Source organism: Eubacterium xylanophilum ATCC 35991 (genome assembly GCF_000518685.1).
Taxonomy (GTDB): domain Bacteria; phylum Bacillota; class Clostridia; order Lachnospirales; family Lachnospiraceae; genus Eubacterium_F; species Eubacterium_F xylanophilum.
On sequence record NZ_JAEB01000026.1, the window covers coordinates 32,847 to 51,813 of the forward strand.

At 38.3% G+C, this 18,967-nt stretch carries 21 protein-coding genes; 3 read left to right on the forward strand and 18 right to left on the reverse strand.

From position 1 onward, the window contains the following. Positions 1–35: 35 nt before the first annotated feature. The 4 genes from L877_RS0106010 to L877_RS14105 all read right to left on the reverse strand — a co-directional run bounded on the left by L877_RS0106010 (position 36) and on the right by L877_RS14105 (position 1,822). Positions 36–290 carry a hypothetical protein gene (locus L877_RS0106010; protein WP_207637239.1) on the reverse strand — a complete coding sequence of 85 codons (255 nt, stop codon included), beginning with the start codon at positions 288–290 and terminating at the stop codon, positions 36–38. Beyond that, positions 287–1,111, reverse strand: coding sequence for a TrmH family RNA methyltransferase (locus L877_RS0106015; RefSeq protein WP_026835311.1), 825 nt, complete (start codon positions 1,109–1,111; stop codon positions 287–289). Before L877_RS0106015 ends, L877_RS0106010 begins: the two co-directional genes overlap by 4 nt. An 87-nt stretch (positions 1,112–1,198) precedes the next feature. Then, positions 1,199–1,645, reverse strand: a complete 447-nt coding sequence (locus L877_RS0106020) for a hypothetical protein (protein WP_026835312.1) — start codon at positions 1,643–1,645, stop codon at positions 1,199–1,201. Positions 1,646–1,657: 12 nt separating this feature from the next. After that, positions 1,658–1,822, reverse strand: coding sequence for a hypothetical protein (locus L877_RS14105; RefSeq protein WP_156922998.1), 165 nt, complete (start codon positions 1,820–1,822; stop codon positions 1,658–1,660). 174 nt (positions 1,823–1,996) lie between these two features. Here L877_RS14105 and L877_RS12395 point away from each other — a divergent pair, with 174 nt between their 5' ends. Continuing rightward, positions 1,997–2,473: a helix-turn-helix domain-containing protein gene (locus L877_RS12395; RefSeq protein ID WP_034785221.1), complete on the forward strand. Its 477-nt coding sequence runs from the start codon at positions 1,997–1,999 to the stop codon at positions 2,471–2,473. Positions 2,474–2,482: 9 nt separating this feature from the next. Here L877_RS12395 and L877_RS0106035 read toward each other — a convergent pair whose 3' ends face one another. From L877_RS0106035 to L877_RS0106065, 7 genes are all read right to left on the reverse strand, one after another. Continuing rightward, complete coding sequence (locus tag L877_RS0106035; RefSeq protein ID WP_026835313.1) at positions 2,483–2,941, reverse strand: flavodoxin; 459 nt, start codon at positions 2,939–2,941, stop codon at positions 2,483–2,485. 27 nt (positions 2,942–2,968) lie between these two features. Continuing rightward, positions 2,969–3,901 carry a cysteine synthase A gene (gene cysK, locus L877_RS0106040; protein ID WP_026835314.1) on the reverse strand — a complete coding sequence of 311 codons (933 nt, stop codon included), beginning with the start codon at positions 3,899–3,901 and terminating at the stop codon, positions 2,969–2,971. Further along, complete coding sequence (gene nudC / locus L877_RS12400; protein ID WP_051437711.1) at positions 3,902–4,762, reverse strand: NAD(+) diphosphatase; 861 nt, start codon at positions 4,760–4,762, stop codon at positions 3,902–3,904. 10 nt (positions 4,763–4,772) lie between these two features. Then, positions 4,773–6,287: a sensor domain-containing diguanylate cyclase gene (locus L877_RS13455; protein WP_026835315.1), complete on the reverse strand. Its 1,515-nt coding sequence runs from the start codon at positions 6,285–6,287 to the stop codon at positions 4,773–4,775. Positions 6,288–6,364: 77 nt separating this feature from the next. Next, positions 6,365–7,288, reverse strand: a complete 924-nt coding sequence (locus tag L877_RS0106055) for an AEC family transporter (protein WP_026835316.1) — start codon at positions 7,286–7,288, stop codon at positions 6,365–6,367. A 113-nt stretch (positions 7,289–7,401) separates the two neighbouring features. Beyond that, positions 7,402–8,682, reverse strand: coding sequence for an O-acetylhomoserine aminocarboxypropyltransferase/cysteine synthase family protein (locus tag L877_RS0106060; RefSeq protein WP_026835317.1), 1,281 nt, complete (start codon positions 8,680–8,682; stop codon positions 7,402–7,404). Positions 8,683–8,850: 168 nt separating this feature from the next. Beyond that, the gene (locus L877_RS0106065; protein WP_026835318.1) at positions 8,851–9,705 is read right to left on the reverse strand and encodes a LysR family transcriptional regulator; all 855 of its coding nucleotides are present in this window, start codon (positions 9,703–9,705) and stop codon (positions 8,851–8,853) included. Between the two features lie 124 nt (positions 9,706–9,829). Between L877_RS0106065 and L877_RS0106070 the strand changes: the two genes are divergently transcribed. Together L877_RS0106070 and L877_RS0106075 are read left to right on the forward strand one after the other, a co-directional pair. Further along, the gene (locus L877_RS0106070; RefSeq protein ID WP_026835319.1) at positions 9,830–11,206 is read left to right on the forward strand and encodes a beta/alpha barrel domain-containing protein; all 1,377 of its coding nucleotides are present in this window, start codon (positions 9,830–9,832) and stop codon (positions 11,204–11,206) included. Positions 11,207–11,277: 71 nt separating this feature from the next. Next, positions 11,278–12,321 carry an acyltransferase gene (locus L877_RS0106075; protein WP_026835320.1) on the forward strand — a complete coding sequence of 348 codons (1,044 nt, stop codon included), beginning with the start codon at positions 11,278–11,280 and terminating at the stop codon, positions 12,319–12,321. A 20-nt stretch (positions 12,322–12,341) separates the two neighbouring features. Here the strand turns inward: L877_RS0106075 and L877_RS0106080 are convergent, their stop codons facing one another. The 7 genes from L877_RS0106080 to L877_RS0106110 all read right to left on the reverse strand — a co-directional run bounded on the left by L877_RS0106080 (position 12,342) and on the right by L877_RS0106110 (position 18,962). Then, positions 12,342–12,662 carry a putative heavy metal-binding protein gene (locus L877_RS0106080; RefSeq protein ID WP_026835321.1) on the reverse strand — a complete coding sequence of 107 codons (321 nt, stop codon included), beginning with the start codon at positions 12,660–12,662 and terminating at the stop codon, positions 12,342–12,344. A gap of 38 nt (positions 12,663–12,700) precedes the next feature. Further along, a complete protein-coding gene (locus L877_RS0106085) occupies positions 12,701–13,699 on the reverse strand; it encodes a hypothetical protein (protein ID WP_169729785.1) in 999 nt (332 codons plus the stop codon). Between the two features lie 591 nt (positions 13,700–14,290). Then, positions 14,291–15,544 (reverse strand): AMP-binding protein, encoded by a 1,254-nt coding sequence (locus tag L877_RS0106090; RefSeq protein ID WP_156923000.1) that lies wholly within the window; start codon positions 15,542–15,544, stop codon positions 14,291–14,293. An 18-nt stretch (positions 15,545–15,562) separates the two neighbouring features. Continuing rightward, positions 15,563–16,402 carry an AraC family ligand binding domain-containing protein gene (locus L877_RS0106095; RefSeq protein WP_026835324.1) on the reverse strand — a complete coding sequence of 280 codons (840 nt, stop codon included), beginning with the start codon at positions 16,400–16,402 and terminating at the stop codon, positions 15,563–15,565. Positions 16,403–16,450: 48 nt separating this feature from the next. Further along, on the reverse strand, positions 16,451–16,696 hold the full coding sequence (locus L877_RS0106100) for a phosphopantetheine-binding protein (RefSeq protein ID WP_026835325.1): 246 nt from the start codon (positions 16,694–16,696) through the stop codon (positions 16,451–16,453). A 4-nt stretch (positions 16,697–16,700) separates the two neighbouring features. Further along, positions 16,701–17,930 (reverse strand): phenylacetate--CoA ligase family protein, encoded by a 1,230-nt coding sequence (locus tag L877_RS0106105; RefSeq protein WP_026835326.1) that lies wholly within the window; start codon positions 17,928–17,930, stop codon positions 16,701–16,703. A gap of 114 nt (positions 17,931–18,044) precedes the next feature. Further along, positions 18,045–18,962: a DUF6273 domain-containing protein gene (locus L877_RS0106110; protein WP_278244185.1), complete on the reverse strand. Its 918-nt coding sequence runs from the start codon at positions 18,960–18,962 to the stop codon at positions 18,045–18,047. Positions 18,963–18,967 lie beyond the last annotated feature (5 nt).

Sequence of the window (18,967 nt, forward strand, 5' to 3'; positions counted from 1 at the left end):
TCGGGCAAATAAATTGATTTATATTGCTTTTAAACTCAAAAACCTTTCACATTGTTCTGATGATGGTAATTAGCCATGGACGGCGCCAGTCTCTGTGCTCTATCCTCATAGACCTTCATTGTCTTGTCATTGTATTTTCCTGACTCACGATACTCAGCTATTTTCTTTAATATATCTTCATAATCCTTCTTTGCAGCATCCTTGTAGTTGTTGGAACTATTCATAGCAAGGGACTCAAAGAGGACATCTAGTTCTCTGATTTTCTTTTTACCAAACATAATATACCTCATTTCTCCTTTTTTAACTCCCAAAACATCACCGCACTTGCCGCCGCCACATTAAGAGAGTCCACTTTTCCACTCATGGGAATCATTGCCACAAAATCACTTCTATCAATAGTTTCGCGTGACAATCCATATCCCTCATTTCCCAGTACGATCGCCAATTTCCCACACTCCTTTATCCTCGCATCATCGATTCCAACCGAGTTCTCCGAAAGCGCCATAGCCACTGTCGTAAATCCTCCATCTTTCAACGCTTTCATATAGTCTACTTTCTTCGGAGCACGCGTCCACGGAACTTGAAATACTGTCCCCATACTCACTCGTTCCGAACGCCTATATAGTGGATCAGTGCTGTCACTTGACACAATCACAGCTTCAATTCCTAAAGCTGCCGCACTTCTAAAAATTGCACCGATATTGGTCGGATTATTAATATTCTCCAGAACTGCAACCACACTCTTCCCCTCAATAATCTTCTCAACAGAAGGAAGCTCACGCCTTCTCATCGCAGCCAAAACCCCTCCGGTCAAAGCAAAACCTGCAAGCTCTCTTAGGTCCTTGTTCTTCCCAAGATAGATTACCGCCCCCGCATCCTCACATGCTCTGTATACCGCCTCGGCTTCTCCATCCGGCTCATCCACCGCCGTCAAAACTGATATAATCTCATATCCTGCTTCAAGTGCTCTAAGTATAACCTTAGGGCTCTCACAGATAAATATTCCGACATCAGGCTCATACATCTTCCTCAGCTGATTTTCATTGTATAACCTATATATGTCAAGCTCAGGTATTTTCATACTTGAAATTCTCGTATACTTCCAGTTCACAAATATCTTATTCCTCTCTGTCAAAATCCCCCACACCTCTATTAATATATTAACAGAGATGTGGGGGAACAGCAAGATTAAAGTTCTCTATTCTGCCACTATAAGCATGGAGTCAAAGTGATCCATCATTTTCTTCATTCGCCTTCGGTACATCATCTTTTTATTACGGTAATAATACCTATCTCTTTTTTTCTTCGGTCTACTCATAGGATTCTCTTCACGATATTTGTCATGATTAATGATATACTGAAAGTATGCCATAAGCGAATGTCTACAGACATTTTGATCATGATATCCAAGAACAAAATCATCCGGATTTTGTCCGCGTAGATTCTTATGATACAGCCATATACGGTTGTGAGGATTTTCATCAACTATTTTCCATCTCCCATTCTTGGAGATAACATCCAAGCAACCGCTTCCTTCTGTATAAAAATACACAATCCCGTTCTCTCTGCAAAGCAATTCAAGTTGCTTTCTTTCCTTCCTTAAACATCTTCCAATCTTCGATTTGGGTACCGCATCCGCATCCATATCGAACACCTCCTAATTCTCAGTGTCTACAGACTTCTTTACCATACTGTTTTCTTCCGTTCGGGGTGCTTTCCTAATCTTTGATAAATCTATCAAGCCAGCCCTTTCAGCTTCCCTGTGGTATACGCTCATATCCTGAAGGATCAGACTTATTCTTATTCTCTCCTGTATCATCATAGTGAGCACCTCTTTTCTTTATATTATGAGAATATTATACCGCATTTTCTCTGCCTAATATACGTCAAAGTCCGCGGATAAAGGCTGTCTATTTCACCATATAATGTTGAAAGACGGAATATTTTCTAGTATAATACTGATATAGGATTATCGACTAAAGGAGTTGAAAAAAGTATGGGAAGAAAATCTACTAAAACAAAGAAAAACGTATATCAACAAGCTAGGGATGATATAAATATGACACGGGCTGCAGTCGAAGATGCCACTGAGGGCCTACTATCAGCCAGTCGCGTAGAAAAAATAGAAAATGGTCAGCTCAAGGCACATCCTGAAGATGTTGTTCTCATGGCTGACATATATAATAAACCGGAATTATGTAATTATTTTTGCACAAAAGAGTGTCAAATAGGGGAAAAGTATGTCCCGGCTATCGACATTATCCACGATCTTCCACAAATCACAATGTCAATTCTATCTAGTCTCAATTCTCTCAACAAAGACCGAGAACGAATAATCGACATCACAGCAGATGGGCAAATCACCGAAGACGAGCGAGAAGATTTTGAGACTTTCCGCCGTCATCTAGCAGAGATGTCCATGACCATTGAAGCACTAAAGCTGTGGGCGGACAAGGAATTGCCACGGGATTGATGGTTCTTCCTACTCCCCCATTCTCTCCTTAACTTCATCAATGCTCTTCACAACAAATGCATCCTTTATCTCCGCCCCCTCAACATAAGGGCCAATCTTCTCGGCGGTCTTGCCGATTCGACTTCCACCGGAAGTGGCATAAACATATACTTCCTTCCCGTTGAAATCATAATCTTTTAGAAATGTGCTTACAACGTTAGGCTGGGCGCCATACCATATCGGAAAGGAGATGATGACCTTGGAATATTGATCGAAGTTTTCTATCTTTCCAGCTACTGGGACGTCCTTCTTGCCGAGCATTTCCTTGTTGCATCTGGCGAGCGGATTCAACCAATTAATCTCTGACTTGGTATATGGTTGAACAGGCACAATCTCGAATATATCTGCTTCATAAGCACTTGCTATGTCTTTGGCAAGTTTGGCAGTTGTACCCTCGGCACTGAAATAAACTACTAAAATTTCTGACATGATTTTTTCTCCTTATATTTGAAATATTTAATCCGTAAATAATGGGGTTGAATAGTACCTATCTCCACTATCCGGAAGAAGGGCTACGATAGTTTTTCCTTTATTTTCAGGCTTCCTTGCAAGCTTTATTGCCGCGTCCAGAGCGGCTCCAGAAGAGATTCCCACAGATATTCCCTCCTTAGCTGCAAGAAGTTTGGCTGCTGCGAAGGCATCATCGCCATCTGCTTCGTAAACCTCATCATAAATCTCTGTATTTAAGAGATCTGGGACAAAGCCGGCGCCAATTCCCTGAATCTTGTGTGGTCCGCCGTGTCCCTCTGCCAGAACTGGCGAATCAGCTGGTTCTAGAGCAACTATCTTGATTTCCGGCTTTTGGGATTTTAGAAATTCAGCTGTTCCTGTAAGGGTTCCGCCTGTTCCCACTCCAGCTATGAATATATCCACATTTCCATCGGTATCATTCCAAATCTCAGGCCCGGTGGTCTGTCTGTGAGCTTCAGCATTTGCTTGGTTAGAAAACTGATCAGGGATAAAGCTTCCGGGAATCTCTGAAGCAAGTTCCTTCGCTTTCTGAATAGCTCCTGCCATGCCCTTTGCGCCTTCTGTCAATACTAATTCTGCACCATATGCCTTTAATATATTTCGGCGTTCGACGCTCATGGTCTCCGGCATTGTAAGTATCGTTCTATAACCTTTGCTGGCTGCAATTGAGGCCAGACCTATACCTGTATTTCCGCTTGTTGGTTCAATTATCACGGAACCTTCCTTGAGAATCCCCCTTTTTTCAGCATCTTCTATCATTGCCTTGGCAGCACGATCCTTGACACTTCCGGTTGGATTGAGATATTCAAGTTTAACAAGAACTGTAGCTTCAAGTTCCAATTCTCTTTCAATATTTGTAACCTCCAGAAGCGGCGTATTTCCCACTAATTCCAGAGCTCCCTTGTAGATTTTTGACATTTATCTTTCCTTCTTTCTATCTGTATTACTTCTAGCGTCTCCGCTCTTAAATATGCTCATCATCTCATTAGTTAAACTCAAGTTATTAGGCTGAAGGACGATCTCCTCAGCTTGTACCCACTCGGCATACTTTAGCTCATCAGCATCCATCTTTATGTCCGTAGAGCCATCAACATCGCAGAAAAATCCCACAAGAATATCCTGCGCCATTCCCCATGGCTGGGATTTGTAATATGTAATATTCTTGACTTTTACACCTGTTTCTTCCATGACTTCTCTTGCAACAGTTTCCTCAAGCGTTTCGCCAATCTCTGTAAATCCCGCCACCAAAGCATTATTGGCATATCCTCTGCGATAGCGAGTTATGAGGAGTTTATCTCCGTTTCTTACTCCCACTATAACTGCCGGATTGATACGGGGATATATCATATTACCGCACTCTGGGCACCTGAGCGCTCTCTCAGTTTCAGCATGCGTCAGAGTCGCAGAACATTTTCCACAAAATTTGTTGTCGGCATACCACTTCCACAGATGATATGCTGTAAATGCTGCATATATATCATTCCCCGTGCACATGTCTCGAAGTTCGCGAACCGTGCGATAACTCTGGTTGGTCTCCGGTTTCTTGGCATTATCCCTAGCCATAAAGTATCTCTGATTATCTATCTTGAACAAGTAAATAGCTTCAGTATCCGGGCAATTTTCACATGTAGTAAAAAGCTTTATATCCGTCCTCTCTCCCACATCTTCATTTACGAGAATTCGCCCATCTTCATCAAAGTAAATAAGGATATCATTTTCTCCCATATTAACGGACTTATAACTATTATCTAATTTACTTGGATATATATCTTGAATCATATCTGACTTCCTACCTCTTCCTTCTGTCCAGTCCTCTGCTAACATAGTATTGATCCTTGTCTGCATACATGCGAGAGTCCGCTATATGCTCCAACTCGTCTAAGCTAGCTTTCGGATTATCCTTGTGCGTTGCATAGCCAATCGAGAGTGCCATCTCCTCTACATACATTCCATGCCATTTGGATGTCTTTTCTCTGATTTTTTTTACTATCTCCTCAGGATTTGACTCGTTTACAATAGCACAAAACTCGTCCCCACCGGTTCTGTAGGCGCGTCCTTTTGATGAAATAGCCATGGCGATACACTCAGCGGCGCCCTTGATAAGCTCATCTCCGGCAGCATGGCCCATTGTATCATTAACCTTTTTCAGACCATTTACATCTATCGAAAAGATGACAAAATCATCATCAAGGCCTGTTGCCTTGTACTCGTTCAAATCCTCATCATAGCATCTTCTGTTATACAGACGAGTCATCTCATCTGTGAGGGATAGGCGCACCAAATGCTCTTCACGGCGCTTCTCTTCATCAACATTTCGCGTTGTATATATAACCAAATTGGGAATCCCATCTAAACTGGAATCCACTGTTATGTATTGTGCTCGAAACCACCCCTCTTTTATATCGAGGAAATCTGCACTTATGAGTTTTTTATAAGATAATCTTGATCTTACAGTTTTGATGTTGGTAAAATCCAAAAAGCTGTCAAGCTGATCCCCCATCACACTCTTCTTAACCCTCTGATTCATGAGAGTATGCGTCTGTTCTCTCATATCTATACTGTGTTTGGTTTCATTACCCTTTTTTAGGGACTGCTCTGTGCTATTAATAAAATCAATTAGATTAACATTGTCATAAATATCCGCCATGGATGTTAACAAGTGCATCTTTTCCCTCTTAGACTGAATACTCTCCTTAAGCTCTCTATCCTGGTTAATAAGCTTTTTTAGATGTTCTATAATTAAGCGCACAATCATAGTTCCGGTTACAAGCATTATCACACTCTCAATCGTGAAACCGCCTATTGTATCTAAAAAATATTCCAACGGTTTTGAGTACTCTTTTCTAAAGCTCGCCTCATATCCTGATATCTGCCATGTTGTTGCAAACATGAGTATATAGTTAAACACCACTGCAAAAATATAGATATTCTTGTCGCAGAGCACAATACTCAAAAGTGGAACCAAAAACCAGGTCAAGTAAATTGACACGTGGTTCAATGTCATATATACCAATAACGTATCCATAGCAATAAGCGCAAACAAGCTAGTCAACAGGTTCTTAGGAAAAAAGCTCATAAGTATTATATGAATAACTGCCATGAGAACAACTGAACCGGAGATAACGGCACATGTTAGATAGCTAATATCTTTAAAAAAACCAAGCTTTATCCCCAGCGCTATCGCAGGTCCAGCGGCAACAAAAAACCACAATACAATATTGAGATACAGATTGACCTTTTTTCTGCTCTTAAGCAGAAAATCTTCATACCCTACTATAGAAAACTCCTCTTTCTTACTTTTCATACTTTATTCGCCTCCTACAAAAGCATCATATAATTATTTTAACACAAATCTGTCAAATTGTGTTAAAATAATTGTCACTATAGACAAGCAGAAAAAATACTCATTAATACTGTTATTGTTACCATAGAAACCACCGTGGTGACGGTGATGGCAGTTGATAACAGAGAGGTATCTTCGCCCATTTTCTCAGATTGTATGAGGGGGAGATTTCCAACGGGCATCATGGCCATCAGCGAAAAACCGAGAACACTAAGCGGATTTCCGCCTATTTTCCTGAATATAAAGAATATTACAACCGGAAGAAGTACTAATCGAACTACTATATATGCCCAAAGACGGGGATTTTTGAAACCCTTATCCACACGAGATCTGGCGATAGAAACGCCAAGAAGGGTCATAGACAAGAATACCGTTGCATTTCCTATATGGATAATACTATTGCTGATAAGTGGTGGTGGTGTAATCTTAAACCAACACACAACAAGACTCAGGACTGCCATAACAGTTCCTGGGCTAAGTACATTTTTCAGATTCATTTTTTCCTTACCATTACTGAGGGCAGTAATTCCATGGGTATAAAAAAGCAAACTGTACATGACGTTGCACACGATCACGTACAGAATTGCATTGGGCGGAAGAATCGCTCGCGCCACAGGAATCCCGATGAATCCAACGTTAGTGTATACTGTCATCAGATTATAGAATCTACGCTTATCCCCCGGTACTCGGAATAGAAATGGAATAAGGATTCCGAGGGCAATAAGTGCTGCATAAAAGGCAGCTCCGACTATCAAAGCGTTGATTAAATCCCCATGAGTCGCGGTGACATTCCCAGATAGAATCGATGCCAGGATAAGTGCCGGATTGCAAATATCCATAACAATAACCGATATCTTCTGGGAAACATTATTGTCAACGATTTCTTTCTTATATAAAATTATTCCGACTGCAACAAGAATGGCAATTACACCCATCTGCTGCAATACTATGGTAGTGCTCATATCATATATCTCCTTGACATTTTATTCTATCACATTATACTCCAATAATGCTGCTAATTCAATATGATTTTTGAACACTACAACTCCTCTTTCGAAAATAACAGATTTCTGTTCTAGATTGCCGCAAATCCTCTCTCAAGATCTGCGATAATATCATCAACATGCTCCGTTCCTATAGATAGACGGATAGTATTAGGCTTGATATTCTGATCAAGTAACTCACTTTCTGAGAGCTGTGAATGTGTTGTAGAAGCCGGATGAATCACAAGACTCTTCACATCTGCCACATTTGCCAACAATGAGAAAATCTTCAAATTATCGATAAACTTCCAAGCTTCTTCCTGTCCACCTTTGATCTCAAATGTAAATATTGACGCCCCTCCATTAGGGAAATACTTCTCATAAAGTTCATGATCCGGATGATCAGGAAGAGATGGATGATTTACTTTTTCCACAAGTGGGTTATTCTTCAAAAACTCCACTACTTTCTTAGTATTCTCCGCATGACGGTCCAATCTAAGTGAAAGCGTCTCCACGCCCTGCAAAAGCAAAAATGCATTGAATGGAGAAATAGTAGCTCCCGTATCACGCAACAATATCGCTCTTATATATGTCACAAATGCTGCCGGACCAACTGCATCATAGAAAGATACCCCATGATAACTTGGGTTTGGATCGGCGATTGCCGGATATTTTCCACTTGCCTTCCAATCAAATTTACCGGATTCCACTATTATTCCACCGAGTGTAGTTCCATGTCCGCCGATAAATTTTGTCGCTGAGTGTACCACGATATCCGCACCGTGCTCAAATGGTCTGATGAGATAAGGTGTTCCAAATGTATTGTCAACCACCACCGGAAGACCATGCTTGTGAGCAAGCTCGGCAATCGCATCAATGTCCGGAATATCACTATTAGGATTTCCGAGTGTCTCAAGATAGATGGCACGTGTATCATCCTCGATTGCCGCTTCAACTTCCTGCAAATTGTGAGCGTCAACAAAAGTTGTCTTAATTCCAAACTGTGGCAATGTGTGAGCGAACAAGTTATAAGTTCCGCCATAAATAGTCTTCTGTGCCACGATATGTCCGCCATTGGCTGCCAACGCCTGAATTGTATATGCGATTGCAGCTGAGCCTGAAGCAAGTGCAAGTGCAGCGCTTCCACCTTCAAGTGCTGCCAATCTCTTCTCCAAAACCTCTTGTGTAGAGTTTGTAAGTCTACCATAAATATTACCTGCATCTGCTAATCCAAATCTATCAGCTGCATGCTGACTATCATGAAATACATAAGATGTAGTCTGGTAAATTGGTACCGCTCTTGAATCGGTAACTGGATCTGGCTCCTCTTGTCCAACATGTAATTGTAAAGTCTCAAATTTGTAATCACTCATAATATCATTCTCCTTTGCTTATATGTTTGTTTAGGTTTCATTGTTTCCTCTTGAGACTATACTAACATTGACGGGAAGTTTTGAAAATTATTGTAATCCTATCGTTAGTGATAACCATTGCTTATCACTCGAAAAGTTGCAGAAAAATGTTCCGCAAACCGGGCCTCACTACTTGATTTGAAGAAAATCTCTCAGAATATTTTCCTTGCTCTTCTTATAAACTATATAACTATTGATGATTGGAGTTTGAAAATCTAAAAGCTTCACTTTGCGAAGCTTACCCTCGGCGATGTACGTTGCCGCCATGTCCTCCGGCAGGAAAGTGTAGTTGTCTTGACCCAAAAGGTATGGAACAATCTTCATACAATCATCAATGACAAACTCGAACTGATGAAAACGCGGAAAAAGCTTTCTTATATACTCTCCTACGTCTTGCAAAGCGAAATTGCACATCAGATACTTCTCGCCAACCAATTCTTGCTGCTTTATCCCCTTAGCATACCTCTCGTTGGAAATATCCGTCACAAGAACTAGCCTGTCCTGTTTAAATACTTTTGATGAATAAGAAGCCTTATTTAACGGCAAATATGTAAATACCACATCCATCAGATCTCCCTGAAGTTGGTCCAAAAGATGATTGGACAGACCGATGGATATTTTTAGAGAGTCGCCGGGATGTTTTTTTCTGTATGCCAAAATATGATTGGCCAAATGCCCTTCATATATGGAATCCGCGCTTCCAATACGCAGATATCTGTCAAAATGATGTATTGCCGCTATCTGCGCAAGGGATGTCTCTGTAAGTTCCATCACTTGCTCAGCATAAATCCTAAATTGTTCTCCTTCCATGGTGAGTTTCACGCTTCTATTCGTTCTCTCGAAAAGTGGAATTTCTAACTCCTTCTCCAACTCCTTAATTCGTTTGGTAATAGTAGACTGGGCAACAAAGAGCTGATTTGCCGTCTTCGTATAGCTTTTAGTCGACGCTAGAACAACGAAAGTTTGCAAAGCTTCGGTATTCATAATAAGTCCTCCTAGGATTCTTGTTATTCCAAAACGGAATATTTATTATCAAAATAATTCACTTTACACATAATAACACATGTGATAATATTTGTCTAGATTACAATTTACGGAGGTTCAGATTATGAAAGATATTATATTGAGCGATAAAACATTCAAATTGGAGCAAGATCCATATATCTACCAGCTCCAGGATGTGGAAAAACCAGAGTTGTTTCGTGAAATGTTCCCATACACAGAAACACCCAAAATCACATTCAACTACCGCAAAGTTCCGGAGAACATGGCTGAAGATATCTTCATAACTGATACCACATTTCGCGATGGCCAGCAGTCTCGTGCACCTTATACCACTGAGCAAATGGTTCATATCTACAAACTACTTCACAAACTCGGAGGCCCAAAGGGCATGATTCGTCAAACAGAGTTCTTCGTATACTCTGAGAAGGACCGCAAAGCACTTGAAAAGTGTATGGAGTTAGGCTATGAATTCCCTGAAATCACTACTTGGATACGTGCATCAAAAAAAGACTTTGAACTTGTCAAATCCATAGGAGTCAAGGAAACTGGCGTCCTTGTCAGTTGCTCGGACTACCATATTTTCCACAAAATGGGGCTCACAAGAAAGCAAGCTCTCGACAAATACCTTGGAATTATTTCCGATTGTATCGAGGCCGGTCTTCGTCCTCGTTGTCACTTTGAGGATATTACTCGAGCTGACTTTTATGGTTTTGTAGTGCCATTTGCCAATGAGTTAATGAAACTCTCCCACGAGAGCAATGTTCCTATCAAAATCCGCGCTTGCGACACAATGGGATATGGTGTTCCCTACCCTGGTGCAGCACTTCCTCGAAGTGTCTCCGGAATTATCTACGGTCTTCAGCACTACTCTGATGTACCTTCTGAGATGATAGAATGGCATGGACATAATGATTTCTATAAAGGAGTCGTAAATGCCACTACAGCCTGGATGTACGGAGCCAGTGCAGTTAACTGCTCTCTTCTTGGAATAGGCGAGAGAACAGGAAATGTTCCGCTAGAAGCCATGGTTTTCGAGTACGCATCTCTCCGTGGTCATCTTAACGGCATGGATCCAACGGTAATAACAGAAATTGCAGACTATATTCAGAATGAAACCAACTATAGAATCCCACCTATGACCCCGTTTGTCGGCGCCAACTTCAACATGACTCGCGCCGGAATTCACGCAGACGGAATGATGAAGAATCCGGAAATATATAATATTTTCGACACCACTGCCATTCTCGGTCGCCCACCAAAGGTATCCATCAATTCAACAAGCGGAGTTGCCGGCATTGCCTTCTGGGTTAACGAACACAGAAAAATGACCGGCGAACCAGAAATAGACAAAAAAGATCCGCTGATTATGTACATTTACGATTGGGTAAATTCTCAGTATGAGGACGGTCGAATTACTATAATAAGTGATCAAGAACTTGAGGAGAAGTACCGCGAAGCCACGGAATATTTTTCCAAATAATCGTTGTTAACCAGCGCCAAGTCAAGTATAATAGTATTAATAATAGACTAATTTACAGGAGGCGCCCCACTATGGATAATCAAGCTGTTGAAAACAGAAAAGTTTACTTTGACTACATGCGTGTTTTTGCCACCATCGCTGTCATATTGCTGCATGTCTCGGGCGATGGCTATAATACAACTGCGATAAACTCGCTCCATTGGCATGTTTTGGAAGTTTCGAACAGCTTGGTCCGCTGGGGTGTCTCTGTCTTCGTTATGATTAGCGGTGCACTCTTTTTAAGTCGAGATATTCCATTAAAAAAGATATATTCCAAATACATTCTCCACCTTGCAACTGCTTTTTTTGCATGGTCAATTTTCTATGCCATCATCGGCGGAGGAACTCTGTCAGAGAGAGTTCTCGCTGTTTTTTCGGGACACTTTCACATGTGGTTCATCCCTATGATTATCGGCCTATATATGTGTATCCCTTTCATCAAGCCAATTGCAAACAATCAGAAGATTTCTCGCTATTATATTATTCTTTCGTTCCTGTTGGTATTTATAATTCCTGAAATCAATTCGCTTATTGGTGATTTTGGAACTTATCCACTGACCTTTATCCCTAGAATATTTAGCGCTCTCACAGGAAATCTCAGCATAAAAATGGTCTTAGGCTTCCCGGTTTTCTTTGTGTTGGGTCATCACTTAAACACCGTTATTTTAGACAAGAAACAGCGTCGTATCATCTATATTCTTGGCATTATCGGTTTCTTATCAACAATCATTCTCTGCATTGTTGTCACTATGAAAACAGGCAAAGCCTGCACTACATACCTTGAAACTTTCACTGTCAATGTATTCTTAGAGGCATTGGCCGTATTTGTGTGGATTAAATACAAAAAATGGGACAATATAAAACTCAATAATATCATGATTAAACTCAGCAAATACTGCTTTGGAGCCTACCTTATACATCCTTTGATAATTCGACTTATAGATAAAACGGGACTAAATACCTTTGTATTTAATCCCATTATCTCAATTATTTTCATCACTATAACAGTAACCGCAATATCTTATGTTATTTCAATAATACTGAACCATATTCCATTTATCCGCCGTACTGTTTGATTAATCAGTCCAAATACTCATCACTGGACAACAACTGCAGTTCCGGAAGCTGTCACCATAAGCATGCCATTGTCTGCTCCCAAAACCTCGTAGTCAATATCTACACCGACCACAGCATTGGCACCAACCTGCATTGCACGTTGCTCCATCTCTGCAATTGCCTGTTGTCTTGCCTGTATTAATTCATCTTCGTATGTAGTTGATCTTCCTCCAAAAACATTGGACAAGCCCGCCACAAAATCCTTTATGACATTTACTCCAGCTACTACCTCACCAAATACTATTCCTTTGTACTCCACGATAGCTTTACCTTCCACCGTAGGTGTCGTTGTTGAAATCATACTTTTCATCTCCTTCTTGTAAATAGTTTTGTATTATGCTACGTAAAATATTTTACCATATTGCCAATATGGTAGCAAGGGTTTAAAAAAAACCATATAGCCATTACTTTAATTCTATTGCAAATTGGCAATACTATTTTGGTACAAAGCTGTTCCCTTTCAATCACAACTTCTGTCATAACAATTTTTCCATTGTGTTTCATTTCACCATATTCTAGTGGATAAAATTTTCCGCTAGCAATTACATACTCGCTATCTAACGCATCCTGAGTCCAATCGGAAAAAAAAATAATCTTACTTTCACTGTAATTGCCATAGACCAGTCTTATTCTTTCTATCTGAGATCCATAAGTGCCATATCCCATTAGGACTATTTTTCTTATCTTCCTGTTTATAGCAATTTCCTGTCCCTCCATGGGCATACAATCATATGGGTTTTCCGCTTTGGGAAAAGGATAATCAATCCCATTTATAGTTATTGATGTACCAAAAGGAAGTTGCATAGTTGTTTTATAATCTCTTCCAGAGAACATATGACTCCTCTCAGAAAGTACCAATGGAACACAAAACACCTCTAATTCTCCTACTTCGTTCGTGGTTATATTTATACTAGCAAGGTCCGATATCTCCTTCTGCATTATAAGACTTCTTAGTTCCTGCTCTTTTTCCGCAACCTCAGATAGTTTCCCAATCAATGAATTTTGGAACAAATTAATGTCATCCCTGTCAAGCTCCCCTTCTTGGTACATAGAATGAAGCTTTACAATATATAGTCTAATCTCTTCAAATATTCTTGATATAGCTATATTTTGTTTGATAACTTTATCATTCCACTCAAAATACTCTTTACTAGCTCTAAGAAAAATATCAAACTGGATGTGCATACTGTACCACCTCAGAGCAAGCTTATAAAGCGGAACATTCCAAATATTTTTTTCAAATTTTAATTCCGTATAAATGTCAAAATCTCTTCTTATTCCTTGAATTAATTTTCGTATTGTTTCTGGTTTATATCTCTTTTTTATCTGTGCCAGCACTTGGCTCTTCTTAATTAGTTTCTTCTTTCTTTCATGTTTTCTATCAAATACAACAATCTGTCGCATCCCTTGTTCCACATCACTCCATGTGATTAATTCGGCATCTCGTCTTGGAAGCGAATCCGAACAAACAATACCCTTTTCAGTTACATCTGTAATTACCAAAAAATGCAAGCTTCCTGACGAGGACTTATATGTTTTTTGCCACGGACAGTAATTCGACCATATGCATGCAATCATTCTACCATATTGCATAACCCCTTCCGTAATCACTCTCTTCTTTGATTGACCTTTAAAAAAAACAGGTTTAAACTCACATCCATATATATTCTTCAAATTTTTAATAAGAATTCTATCGTCATATATCAGTCCATCCCCCAAAGGAAGTGTCCTTCTATACTTTATTTGTAAACTATCAAAAAGCAAGAATTCATACTCTCCTAAATGGAAATGACATACATCCAATATCGCATTTTCCAGACAATCCATTCCTTTTACAACTAACAATACTCTACCTCATTCCTAATTCTAATCATCTTATCAGGGATTCTTACTCTCTTTTTTATTGCATCAACTATCTTTTTAACTTGTTCAGACCAATGCCTTGACAATATCTATGACCAGTCCGTCATCAGTAATGAACAATTGAAAAGTATCTCGAATATCAATTTCACTGTATACCAAATCTCTTAACTCTTCTAGATTGATTCTCTTTCCGCAAATTTTGGATATTATACTTTTGCGACTGTCGATATACAAATACCCTTCTTCATCTAAATATCCAAAATCTCCAGTATATAAAACTAATTGCGATTCCTCCTTTCGACATAGATCCGCCCATCCCTCAGCGTATCCCATCATGACATTATTTCCCGAATATATTACCTCGCCGTCTTGTGATATTTTAATCACACCTTCACCAATAGGTTTACCAACTGACCTTAGTTTATCTTTATGTTTTGTAATGTCTAACACTGTCATTCTCGCCGTAGCTTCTGTCTGACCATACATAACAAAAAAACTGCATTTATTCTTTTCAGAAAGATTTGCCCAATATTTCAACTCATCATCTTGCATCTTCCCTCCAGCTTGAGTTAGCATTTTTAAACTTTTATGTTTTCTAATATCAAATCTCAGCATATGGAGCATATCATAAGTAAACGGAACACCTGAAAATGATGTTACATTGTACTTATCAACACAGTCCCAAAAATTTCCACTCATAATATTTTTTTCTGTTAAAACAACCGTACATCCCATGTACAGATGTGTTTGTAATATCGATAAGCCATATGTATAGTCTAACTTCAGATAACATATAGCAACATCTCTAAACTGTATATCTAGACTCCTGCAAATATCTATTGTATTGGCCTTAATATTATCTTTACTAATTCTAACAAATTTTCTACTTCCTGTACTCCCGGACGTGGACAACAAAAGTGCAAGTTTGGGATTTATATTTATTTCTTCTTCTCTTAAACGGTACAGAGAATATCTTTCACTGAACAAATTAGAATAAACTGTTCGAAACTTATTCTTCAAACCATCATTCGATGTCATTATATACTGAACTTTGTAGCGCATAGCCAAATCGCATATACTTGATTCTTCTAATTCTTCTGAAACAAGAATTGGCACACAGCCTTTATATAAACAAGCGAAGTAAGCACACACTGTTGAAAAATTGTTCTTGCAAACAATTATCATTGATGAATTGTTTTGCAACCCTTCACCGAACCACCTTATCATAGAATCTAGCTCGTTATATGAAACTGTATTGCCATTATCTCGTATTAAAGCGACTTTATTGCCAAACCGCTTAAAATTCCAAAAATCTTCCATAATCAAAAATCACGCGTACTATCGCAATAAGTACATTCTTCTCCTATTCAATGATTCAATCTCTTGGTTATCGGTTATTTGATAGTTTTCTCTCAATCTCTTAATCGAACGAGAATCCTTATATTCAAGAATATCAAGCATTCTGCTATTAGGTGCTTCAAATTTGTTTAGCTCTCTAAAAACTAAATACTTCACATTATTCATTAAGTATTTTTGTGAAACACCAATATATCCACTTAATGCTCTATTAATTGTTCTATCTGAATATGGCAAATGCTGCAGTGAATATTTAATTCTCTCATTAAAACAGTTTTTGTTTCTGATATCATTGAATTCTTTCATCACCGAATACAATACAGGATTATTATTCAATAACGATTCTAGATAACCACATAATACTATCAAATCGTATCTAAGTTGTTCATGATCTTCTTGTAAATTATATTTTGCAATTCGATTAATAATATCAATTCCCAACTCGAAATCAGTTTCCTTAATACCGTGTTCTCTAGAAATAAAACTCGCTTTTTGATATAACGTCTTGACAATACTTTCTCCTATTTCACCTAACACTCCACAAAGAAAACTCTCGCTAAAATTCATTGTATACCGCTCATATTTTCTTCCTTTTTCCATACAAATAATACCATGACTTATATTAGATGGAATAATGCATATACATGAATTTTCAAATCCATATACCTTTTTTCCAATTATAACTTGCCCTTTCCCAGAAGAAATAATTAATATTTCAATAGAATCATGGGTGTGGATTTCACCGCTCTTTTCACCACTTGATACTTTATGTAAACAAAGGAAATCGCGGTAGAAATCTCTCTTTTTAACATTTATATCCAATTTATATCCTCTCTTTTATAATTCCTTTCAAGCGCAATCCAGTTCGCCCTATAAATTGTCACAATAATCAATAAACTCTCCAATATTGGAATAATTTGTAATGGCAAATGCCAATTTCTCGTAACTAATATCATATTCTTCCTCAATATAGGTCAAAAGATTTAGGGCATCTATAGAATCAAAGTCTAAATCATCATACATATCCATGTCCATACATGTTTTTTTATCAATATCAATCTCGTGATTTCCTTCCTCATATAATTCAATTATTTTACATATAATATCCTCAGACATTTTTTTACTTCCTTTCAAATATAACAATTTTACCATTTTTCTGATTAGGTTCAATGTATTCACATGTTATAATTTCTAGAGTACATTCTCCCAAATCATTCTTGATTGAATCAATTATGAATTGAGTTATCTCATTTCTCAATTTAGAATCCATAACCAAATAATATGTATAAGCTCTGTTTCCTTGTTCAACGATTTTAAACTGTTTAATATCAAAGCCATGCTCTTCAACTAAGCGTCGAATTGGCTTAAACAACGTATATAGGCTTCGTTCTTCGCCGTCAATAAAAAGCTTATCATTCACTCGACAATAACTTAGATCCAATACAGGATAGCAACTTCCACATTTACACTTTTGCGATATTATTCGTCCTCTATCCCCTATCCTATATCTTAAAAAAGGCATACTTGTATTCGTCAAAGAAGAAATAATAATATTACCTTCGTCATCATCAGGTAGCTTTTGATTACTGTCATCTACTATTTCCACAATAACATTATTGTCCATAACATGAAGATTTCCATACTCACAAGAGCAAGCAATCGAATTAACCTCTGTTGTCCCATATTGATTCATGACAGGGCAGCCAAAATACTCTTCAATTTCTTCTTTTTCAGCCTGTGTAAGCACCTCGCCCGTACATTCTATGTACTTTATCATATCAATTGGTCTATACCCATGTGATTTCCATGCATGCATAATAATCTGAATTATAGATGGCTGTACTATCATCCATGTCGGAGAAAATTTATTAATCAGTTCATATAGCTTTACAGCATTATCATATTTTATATATTCCTTGAAAATTCCAAGCTTAGTTTCTGATATTTTTTTTACCAACTCTTTATTATTGTGGGAGTCATTGAACGTTGAAAAGAAAAAACACAACTTATCCGATGGTTCAATACCAAATCTTTCCTTCCTCAACACCCATAGTGAGCTCAAAGATCTTTTTACATCCCCCTGTCCCCAAGTCACCTTTAAACATTCTCCTGTTGTACCCGATGTATATACTTCATATGGTGGCTTACCTAGATCTCTTACTAAGGCAGGCGGATAGATAAGTTTATCTTGATTATTAATAATATCAATTTTATTTACTATTGGTAATGTATCCCAAATATCCTCAATATTTTCCTCTGTAATATTCATTCCGTGGGATAACTGTTGATATAATTCTACATTATTGTAACATTCCACAAAAAATCGTTTTGCTTTGCTATTAATTCTCATTGATTCCTAATTCTCCTCATGTTTGTTCTAGTTATTCAGTCTAATAAGAATCATATATCCCATAACATAATAACACATATAAAAGTTGAAAGTCAATATATAATCAACATAAAGTCATCTTTTACATGTTTTAATTCCGGACCATTTTCCTTTTGCAGTTATCTGGTCTACTTTTAGCACGCCACGAACCTTAACATAGTATTTCTTTCTCTTCTTTAATTTCTTAATAGTATAGCTATTCTTATCAAGATTGATTTTCTTAGTTTTCTTCTTTGAAAAGCTCTTGGATGTAGAATACCATAATGTGTAACTCGTGGCATCATCGGTTTTCTTCCAACTCAGCTTTGCCAATTTCTTTGTTCGCTTCATTTTTTTAATTGTTGGTTTTTTTATTACATATTTCACAGATGGTATATAATCTGCTGTTCCCGAATCCTCACGACATTCCTGATATGACGAATAGCTCTCCGCTTGTATCCATCCACCTTTTGATAAATCTATATGCATTATAGGCCTAATATTTATTTCATGAAATCTTATTATTAAGTCATTTTTTTCATAACTCTCCGTATAGCCCGCACAACTTCCAAAAGAATTATGGCCTCCATTATCATCTATTCCCTCTAAAACTTCATTTTGAATTCGACTTATAGCTTTTCCATGACTTCGTAAATACCACGCCATATATGCTTCCTTGCCATTACCAGTATATTTTGTGGCTTTCGCTGCCCTGTTTGATCTCTTCATATCATCTCTTGCCCAAAAGAATCCTGTTTCTTTGGCTTCTATATCACTATATGTAGGAATAGTTACTCTATCTTTTGTTGGTTCTTCCACTATGCGCCCATCCCATGTACCTCCTGCTGCTTCATACTCCCTTTCTATAATCGCAGTTCTCTCGCTCTCATCGAAGGCCTCCTTATAGAACACTTCATTCAACCATTTCCTCGCATAGGAATTTTCCAGATTGTATTGTAGCCCCAACCATAGGTGTATGGCTGTCTGTCTAGTATCTTGTCTGAGAGTATACACGCATC

Excerpts from the sequence above, each read along its gene's own strand:
- nudC (WP_051437711.1), bottom strand. The coding sequence starts at position 4,762 with ATGATTCAAGATATATATCCAAGTAAATTAGATAATAGTTATAAGTCC.
- L877_RS0106090 (WP_156923000.1), bottom strand. The coding sequence starts at position 15,544 with ATGGAAGATTTTTGGAATTTTAAGCGGTTTGGCAATAAAGTCGCTTTA.
- L877_RS0106035 (WP_026835313.1), bottom strand. The coding sequence starts at position 2,941 with ATGTCAGAAATTTTAGTAGTTTATTTCAGTGCCGAGGGTACAACTGCC.
- L877_RS13455 (WP_026835315.1), bottom strand. The coding sequence starts at position 6,287 with ATGAAAAGTAAGAAAGAGGAGTTTTCTATAGTAGGGTATGAAGATTTT.
- L877_RS12395 (WP_034785221.1), top strand. The coding sequence starts at position 1,997 with ATGGGAAGAAAATCTACTAAAACAAAGAAAAACGTATATCAACAAGCT.
- L877_RS14105 (WP_156922998.1), bottom strand. The coding sequence starts at position 1,822 with ATGATGATACAGGAGAGAATAAGAATAAGTCTGATCCTTCAGGATATG.
- L877_RS0106065 (WP_026835318.1), bottom strand. The coding sequence starts at position 9,705 with ATGAATACCGAAGCTTTGCAAACTTTCGTTGTTCTAGCGTCGACTAAA.
- L877_RS0106075 (WP_026835320.1), top strand. The coding sequence starts at position 11,278 with ATGGATAATCAAGCTGTTGAAAACAGAAAAGTTTACTTTGACTACATG.
- L877_RS0106100 (WP_026835325.1), bottom strand. The coding sequence starts at position 16,696 with ATGTCTGAGGATATTATATGTAAAATAATTGAATTATATGAGGAAGGA.
- L877_RS0106070 (WP_026835319.1), top strand. The coding sequence starts at position 9,830 with ATGAAAGATATTATATTGAGCGATAAAACATTCAAATTGGAGCAAGAT.
- L877_RS0106020 (WP_026835312.1), bottom strand. The coding sequence starts at position 1,645 with ATGGATGCGGATGCGGTACCCAAATCGAAGATTGGAAGATGTTTAAGG.
- L877_RS0106080 (WP_026835321.1), bottom strand. The coding sequence starts at position 12,662 with ATGATTTCAACAACGACACCTACGGTGGAAGGTAAAGCTATCGTGGAG.
- L877_RS0106105 (WP_026835326.1), bottom strand. The coding sequence starts at position 17,930 with ATGAGAATTAATAGCAAAGCAAAACGATTTTTTGTGGAATGTTACAAT.
- cysK (WP_026835314.1), bottom strand. The coding sequence starts at position 3,901 with ATGTCAAAAATCTACAAGGGAGCTCTGGAATTAGTGGGAAATACGCCG.
- L877_RS0106010 (WP_207637239.1), bottom strand. The coding sequence starts at position 290 with ATGAGGTATATTATGTTTGGTAAAAAGAAAATCAGAGAACTAGATGTC.
- L877_RS0106055 (WP_026835316.1), bottom strand. The coding sequence starts at position 7,288 with ATGAGCACTACCATAGTATTGCAGCAGATGGGTGTAATTGCCATTCTT.
- L877_RS0106060 (WP_026835317.1), bottom strand. The coding sequence starts at position 8,682 with ATGAGTGATTACAAATTTGAGACTTTACAATTACATGTTGGACAAGAG.